Genomic DNA, 7,388 nt, shown 5'->3' on the forward strand with positions numbered 1-7,388 from the left:
CGCGGCGTCGTGCGGGTCGTGGCCACGTCAGCCCCTCCTCAGGTGGTCGAGCACCGCAGCGGCGAAGGCGTCGCCGCGCTCGGCGTAGGAGGTGAACTGGTCCATCGACGCGCTGGCCGGGGCCAGCAGGACGGTGTCGCCGGGGGTGGCCAGCGTCGCCGCCGCGCGCACCGCCGCGGGCATGACGGCGTCGGCGGCGCCCGCCTCCACCTCGACGACGGGGACGCCCGGGGCGTGGCGGGCCAGGGCCTCGCGCAGCGGGGAGCGGTCGGCGCCGATGAGCACGACGCCGCGCAGCCGCGCGGCGTGCGCGGCCACGAGCTCGTCGTAGCGGGCGCCCTTGGCGAGGCCGCCGGCGACCCACACGGCGCTCTCGACGCCGGCCAGGGAGGCGGCGGCCGCGTGCGGGTTGGTCGCCTTGGAGTCGTCGACCCAGGTGATGCCGCCGGAGCGGGCGACCACCGCGATGCGGTGGGCCCCCGGCGTCGTGGCCCGCAGGCCGGCGCGCACGGCCGCGGGCGCCACCCCGTGGGCGCGGGCCAGGGCGGCGGCGGTCAGCGCGTTCGACACGGTGTGCGGCGTGAGCACGCCGCCCGCGGCCTCGAGCAGGTCGTCGACCGTGGCGAGCTCGGCGGCGCTGGTGCGCCGCTGCTCCACGAAGGCGCGGTCGGCCAGCACCTCGTCGACGACCCCGAGCATCGACAGGCCCGGCACGCCGAGGGTGGTGCCGACCGCGCGGCAGCCCTCCTGGACGTCGGCGTCGCGGACCAGCCGCTCGGTGACGTCGTCGTCCGCGTTGTAGACGCAGGCCACCTCGGTGCCCTCGTAGACCCGGCCCTTGTCGGCGGTGTACGCGGCCATCGACCCGTGCCAGTCGACGTGGTCGGGAGCGACGTTGAGGCAGGCGCTGGCGCGCGGGGCCAGCGTGTGCGACCAGTGCAGCTGGAAGCTCGACAGCTCGACGGCCAGGACGTCGGCCGGCACCGGGTCGAGGACGGCCTCGACGAGCGGCGTGCCGATGTTGCCCGCGGCGGGGGCCCGCAGGCCCGCGGCGCCGAGGATCTCCGAGAGCATCCGCACGGTGGTGGTCTTGCCGTTGGTGCCGGTCACGGTCAGCCAGGGCGCCGCTCCGGGGCCGCGCAGGCGCCAGGCCAGCTCGACCTCGCCCCACACCGGCACCCCGGCGCGCGCGGCCGCGGCGAGCAGGGGCGCGTCCGGGCGCCAGCCCGGCGAGGTGACGACGAGGTCGGGCGCACCGCCCTCGACCGCGGGCAGGCCGGCGGCGGCGTCCGGGCCCAGCGCCGAGCGCCCGCCCAGGACGTCGAGGAGCTGGGCGCGCTCGCGCTCGGCCTCGCCGTCGCGGGCGTCGACGGCCAGCACGTGCGCACCGCGCTCGGCCAGCGCGTAGGCGGCGGCCGCGCCGCTGACGGCCAGGCCGGCGACGACGACGCGCCGGCCCTGCCAGTCGACGGGCGCGGGAGCAGGAGCCTCAGAGGTCATTGCCGACCAGCCACTCGGAGTAGAAGATGCCCAGCCCCAGGCCCACGAACAGGCTCGCGATGATCCAGAAGCGGGTGACGATGGTGACCTCGGCCCAGCCGACGAGCTCGAAGTGGTGCTGCAGCGGCGCCATCCGGAAGACCCGGCGCCGGGTGAGCTTGAAGGAGCCCACCTGGATGATCACCGACAGGGTGATGAGGGCGAACAGGCCGCCGAGCACGACGAGCAGCAGCTCGGTGCGGGTGGTGATCGCCAGCCCGGCGAGCGCGCCGCCCAGCGCCAGCGACCCGGTGTCGCCCATGAAGATCTTCGCCGGCGAGGCGTTCCACCACAGGAACCCGATGCAGGCGCCGAGCAGCGCGGCGGCGACCACGGCGAGGTCGCGCGGGTCGCGGGTCTCGTAGCACCGGGAGGTGAACCCGGTGACCCCGCAGCTCTGGTTCGACTGCCACAGCCCGATGAGCAGGTAGGCCCCGGCGACGAAGGCCGTGGCGCCGGTGGCCAGGCCGTCCAGGCCGTCGGTGAGGTTCACGCCGTTGCTCGTCCCCGCCACCATGAGCAGGGCCCAGATGACGAAGAGCACCGAGCCCACGACCGAGCCGACCTGGAAGAAGTCGACCGCCGTGTCGCGGGTGAAGGAGACCGCGGTGGACGCCGGGGTGTAGCCGTTGCCGTCCGGGAACTGCAGGGCCAGGAGGGCGAAGACGATGGCGACCGCGGCCTGGCCGACGAGCTTGGGCCCCGAGCGCAGGCCGAGGCTGCGCTGCTTGGAGATCTTCGTGAAGTCGTCGACGAAGCCGACCGCGCCCAGCCCGACCATGAGCCCGAGCACGAGGACCGCGGAGGCGCTGACCGGGTTCAGGGTGGCCGCGTGGGCCAGCAGGTAGCCCAGGACGGTCGCCAGGATCAGCACCGCGCCGCCCATGGTGGGCGTGCCGCGCTTGGTGTGGTGCGTCGTCGGGCCGTCGTCGCGGATGAACTGCCCGTAGCCGCGCCTGACGAGGAAGCGGATGTACAGCGGGGTGCCGAACAGGGACACCAGCAGCCCGACCGTCCCGGCCAGCAGGATCGCTCTCACGCCCGGTCCCCCCTCTCCTGCGCGGCCCCATCCTGCGGCACGCCCGCTCCCGACCCGGCCAGCAGGTCGCCCAGGCGGTGGAGCCCGACGGCGTGGGAGGACTTCACGAGCACGACGTCACCGGGGCGCAGCTGCTCGGCGAGCAGGGCGGCGGCCGCGTCGGCGTCGGGCACCCAGGTCGCCTCCTCGCCCCACGAGCCCTCGAGCAGCGCGCCGGTGTAGAGCGGGCGGGCGCCGTCGCCGACGGCCACGACGCGCGAGACGTCCAGGCGGACGGCGAGGCGGCCGAGGGCGTCGTGCTCGGCGGTCGAGGCCTCCCCCAGCTCGAGCATCTCCCCGAGCACGGCCCAGGTGCGCCCGCCGCGGGCCATCGCCACGAGGGCCCGCAGCGCGGCGCGCACGGACTCGGGGTTGGCGTTGTAGGCGTCGTTGACGACGGTGACGCCGTCCGGGCGCTCGGTGACCTCCATGCGCCAGCGGCTGGCCGCGGTCGCGGCGCTCAGCGCCCGGGCGACGTCGGCCACGGCCAGCCCGCTCGCGTGCGCGACGGCGGCGGTGGCGAGGGCGTTGAGCACGTGGTGCTCGCCGTGCAGGGACAGGGCCACCGGCGCGCTCCCGTCGGGGGCGACCAGCGTGAAGGAGGCGCGGCCGCGGTCGTCGAGGACGACGTCCTCGGCGCGCAGGTCCGCCTCCGGCGCCAGCCCGAAGCGCAGGACCGCCGCCGCCGTGCGCGAGGCCATCGCCGCCACCCGGGCGTCGTCGGCGCTGAGCACCGCCACGCCGCCGTCGGCGGCAGCCGGCAGCGCCTCGACGAGCTCGCCCTTGGCCCGGGCGATCTCCTCCACGCCGCCGAACTCCCCGAGGTGGGCGCTGCCCACGTTGAGCACGGCGCCCACGCGCGGGCCGGTGGTGGCGCACAGCGCGGCGATGTGGCCGATGCCGCGCGCGCCCATCTCCACGACGAGGAAGCGGGTGTCCTCGCCCACCGACAGTGCGGTCAGCGGCACGCCCAGCTCGTTGTTGAACGAGCCCGGCGGGGCCACCGTGGGCCCGGCGGTGGCCAGCACCTGCGCGAGCAGGTCCTTGGTGCTCGTCTTGCCCGAGCTGCCGGTGACCGCGACGACGTCCAGCGGGACCGCCCCGGTCAGGGCGCGGCGACGGGCCAGGGACTCGCGGGCCAGGTCGGCCAGGGCGTCGAGCACGCTGCCGGGGACGACGACGGCGGGCACGCCCACCTCGCGCGAGGCCAGCACCGCGACCGCTCCGGCGCCCACCGCGGGCAGCGCGAAGTCGTGGCCGTCCACGCGCTCCCCCGCGATGGCCACGAAGAGGGTGCCGGGGCCGGCGGCGCGGGAGTCGGTCGTCACGGCGGTGACCAGCGCCGCCGGGTCGGCGGAACCGGTCAGCCGGCCGCCGACGGCGGCCGCGACGTCGCCCAGGCCCATGGCGATCACCGGGCGCCTCCCGCCGCGGCCAGGGCCTCGGCCAGGACGGCGCGGTCGTCGAAGGGGTGGACCACGCCGGCGACCTCCTGCCCCTGCTCGTGGCCCTTGCCGGCCACGAGCACCGTGCCGGCGGCTCCCCCGGCGAGCTCGACGCCGAGGGCCACCGCGGCCGCGCGGCCGGCGACCTCGTGCACCAGCGCGGTGCCGCCGGCGCCGCGCGCGCCGGCCAGGACGGCGGCCCGGACGGCGGCGGGGTCCTCCGAGCGGGGGTTGTCGTCGGTGACCACGACGGCGTCGGCGCCGAGCGCCGCTGCGGCCCCCATCGCCGTGCGCTTGCCCGGGTCGCGGTCTCCTCCAGCGCCCAGCACGACGACGAGCCTGCCCGACGTGCTCGGGCGCAGCGCGGCCAGGGCCGCCTCGACCGCTCCGGGGGTGTGCGCGTAGTCGACGATCCCGCGCGGTGCGCCCTCCGGTGACGGCACCACCTCCATCCGGCCCGGCACCCCGGCGGCCGCGGCGAGGCCGCGGGCCGCGCCCCCGGCGTCCAGCCCGGCCTCGAGCAGGACCGCGAAGGCCAGCGCGGTGTTGGCGACGTTGAAGGTGCCCGGCAGGGGCGTGGCGAGGTCCTGCACCGCGCCGGCCGGCCCCTCGAGGGTGAACGCCGCCCCCGGGAGGCCGTCCTCGCGCGGGCGCACCGAGCCGGCGCGCAGGCGCCAGGTCGCGGGCGCACCGCCGGTGCTCACCGTGGTGACCGGCAGGCCCGCGGCCGAGGCCCGGGCGGCCAGGCGCCGGCCCCAGTCGTCGTCGACGACGACGACGCCGCACCGGGCGCGCTCGGGGGTGAAGAGCGCGGCCTTGGCGGCGAAGTAGTCCTCCATCGTGGGGTGGAAGTCCAGGTGGTCCTGCGAGAGGTTGGTGAAGCCGGCGACGTCGAGCACCAGCCCGTCGACCCGGTGCAGGCTCACCGCGTGGCTGGAGACCTCCATGCAGCACGCCCGCACGCCCTCCTCGCGCATCAGCGCCAGCAGCGCGTGCAGCTCGGGGGCCTCGGGGGTGGTGCGCGCGCTGGGCAGGGCGCGCCCGGCCACGCGGGTGCCCACCGTCCCGACCAGGCCGGTCGACCACCCCGCCGCGGCGAGGGCGGACTCCACGAGGTGGCTGGTCGTCGTCTTGCCGTTCGTGCCGGTCACGCCGACGAGCAGCAGGGCGTCGGCCGGGTGGCCGTAGACCCGCGCGGAGACGGCGCCGAGGACGGCACGGGGGTCGGCCACGACGAGGGCCGGCAGGCCGGCGTCCGCGGCGGCCGGGGCCCCGGCGGGGTCGGTGAGCACGGCGGCGGCCCCGTCGGCGGCCGCCTGGGCGGCGAAGCGGGCGCCGTGGGTGCGGGCGCCCGGCAGCGCGGCGTAGAGGTCGCCCGGCCGGACGGCGCGCGAGTCCAGCGTGGCGCCGGTGACGACGACCGCGTCGGCGCCGGCGGGCGCCGCGGCGCCCACCAGGGCGGCCAGCTCGGCCAGGCTCGCGCCGGCGACGTGGCGGGGCCGGGGCACCGGTCCGGACGTGGTGGTCCCTGGGCTCGGCACCTGCGCGAGGCTACCGGGCCGGTGGCGCGGGCCCGGGGCGGTTCGGGCAGGAGGGGCGCTCACTCGTAGCTCAAGGGCACCAGGTCGGGCTGGGTGCTGCTGGGAGCGACACCGCGCTGCTGGAGGGCGTAGGACATGACGTCGGCGAAGACGGGCCCGGCGACAGGACCGCCGTAGTGGCCGGTCTGCGGGTGCTGGAGCGTCACGGCGAGGATGATCTGCGGGTCCTCCGCCGGGGCCAGGCCGATGAACGAGGCGGTGTACTCGCTCTTGCCCGAGGCGGCGCTGGCGGGCAGGTCCTCGGCGGTCCCGGTCTTGCCGGCCACGCGGTAGCCCGGGACGTTGGCGCTGGTGCCCGTGCCCTCCTCCCCGACGGCGCCCTCGAGCATCGAGATGACCTGCCGGGAGGTCTCGGCGCTGACCACCCGGGTGCCGGCCCCCGGGTCGGCGGGCGTGTACGTGCCGTCGGCGGCGGTGGTGCCGGCGATGACGTGCGGCTGCACGCGCACCCCGCCGTTCGCCAGGGTGGCGTAGACCTGCGCGGCCTGCAGGACGTTGACGCCGTAGCCCTGGCCGAAGAGCACGTTGTACTCCTGGCGGCCGTCCCAGTCGTCGGGCGCGGCGAGGATCCCGGAGGTCTCACCGGGCATCCCCAGCTGCTCGGAGCCGATGCCGAAGGCGCGCAGGTAGTCGTAGCGCTGCTGCTTGCTCAGCTCCTGCCCGACCATCACGGTCCCGACGTTCGAGGACTGCGCCAGCACGCCGGCGAAGGTCATCTTCTCGGGCCCGTGCGCGTGGGAGTCGTGGATCGTGCCGGCCCGGGGCACGGGGAGCTCCCCGGGGACGACCAGACGGGTGTCCGGCGAGACCAGGCCCTCCTCGATCGCGGCCGCGGCGGTGATCACCTTGCCGGTGGAGCCGGGCTCGATCGTGGTCTCCAGCGCCCGGTTGCCCCGCTCCTCCGGCGGCGTGGCCCCGGGGTCGTTGGGGTCGACCGACCCCGACTCCGCCAGGGCGAGCACCTGGCCGTCGGGGGTCAGCGCCACCACGGTGCCCCACGCCGCGCCGACCTCGGCCACCCGGGCGGTGATGGCCTGCTGGGCGTACCACTGCAGGTCGCTGTCGATCGTCAGCCGCACCCCGGTGCCGTCGACGGGGGCGGTGTAGGTGCTCTCCCCCATGGGGATCCGCTGGCCGTCGTGGCCGCGCTCGTACGTCTCGTGGCCGTCCGTGCCCGTGAGCAGGTCGTCCTCGGCCACCTCCAGCCCGGCGAGCGGGGTGCCGTCGCGGCCGAGGAAGCCGACGAGGTTCCCGGCCACCGAGCCGGCCGGGTAGACCCGCTGGCTGGTCTCCTCGCTGTAGATGCCGGGGATGTCCAGCGCCTGCACCTGCCGCCAGACCTGCGGGGTGACGCGCCGGGCCACGTACTCGAACCGGCTCTTCCCGTCCCAGGTCAGCGCGGCCTCGACCTGGGCGGCGTCCAGCCCGAGCAGCGGGGCCAGCTCGGCGGCGGCCTCCGCGGGGGTCTTCTCCGGCGTCCACTCCTGCGGCGGGTCCCAGGTGCTCCCGGGGGCGAACAGCCGCGGGTCGACGGTGACGTCGCGCCGCTCGACGCTCTCGGCCAGCACCGCGCCGTTCGCGTCGGTGATGGTGCCGCGGGCCGCCGGCAGGGTGACCGGCACGAGGCGGTTGCCGAGGGCGTCGGCGGCCAGCTCGGTGGCGTCCAGGGCCTGCACCTGCAGCAGCCGGCCGGTGAAGGCCCCCACCACGAGCAGGACGAGGGCG

The 7,388-nt window shown here is 77.0% G+C and carries 5 protein-coding genes; all 5 read right to left on the minus strand.

Annotated features, from left to right (window positions below):
- Window positions 1-27 precede the first annotated feature (27 nt).
- On the minus strand, window positions 28-1,500 hold the full coding sequence (gene murD, locus AC5FZL_RS14010) for a UDP-N-acetylmuramoyl-L-alanine--D-glutamate ligase (RefSeq protein WP_493619505.1): 1,473 nt from the start codon (window positions 1,498-1,500) through the stop codon (window positions 28-30).
- On the minus strand, window positions 1,490-2,578 hold the full coding sequence (gene mraY, locus AC5FZL_RS14015) for a phospho-N-acetylmuramoyl-pentapeptide-transferase (protein ID WP_493619506.1): 1,089 nt from the start codon (window positions 2,576-2,578) through the stop codon (window positions 1,490-1,492). The genes murD and mraY overlap by 11 nt, the downstream gene beginning before the upstream one ends.
- Window positions 2,575-4,032, minus strand: coding sequence for a UDP-N-acetylmuramoyl-tripeptide--D-alanyl-D-alanine ligase (locus AC5FZL_RS14020; RefSeq protein WP_493619507.1), 1,458 nt, complete (start codon window positions 4,030-4,032; stop codon window positions 2,575-2,577). Before AC5FZL_RS14020 ends, mraY begins: the two co-directional genes overlap by 4 nt.
- Window positions 4,029-5,603, minus strand: a complete 1,575-nt coding sequence (locus AC5FZL_RS14025) for a UDP-N-acetylmuramoyl-L-alanyl-D-glutamate--2,6-diaminopimelate ligase (protein WP_493619508.1) — start codon at window positions 5,601-5,603, stop codon at window positions 4,029-4,031. The genes AC5FZL_RS14020 and AC5FZL_RS14025 overlap by 4 nt, the downstream gene beginning before the upstream one ends.
- A 59-nt stretch (window positions 5,604-5,662) precedes the next feature.
- A partial coding sequence (locus AC5FZL_RS14030) for a peptidoglycan D,D-transpeptidase FtsI family protein (RefSeq protein WP_493619509.1) occupies window positions 5,663-7,388 on the minus strand: 1,726 nt, incomplete at its 5' end.

Source organism: Quadrisphaera sp. DVD1, from assembly GCF_058932755.1.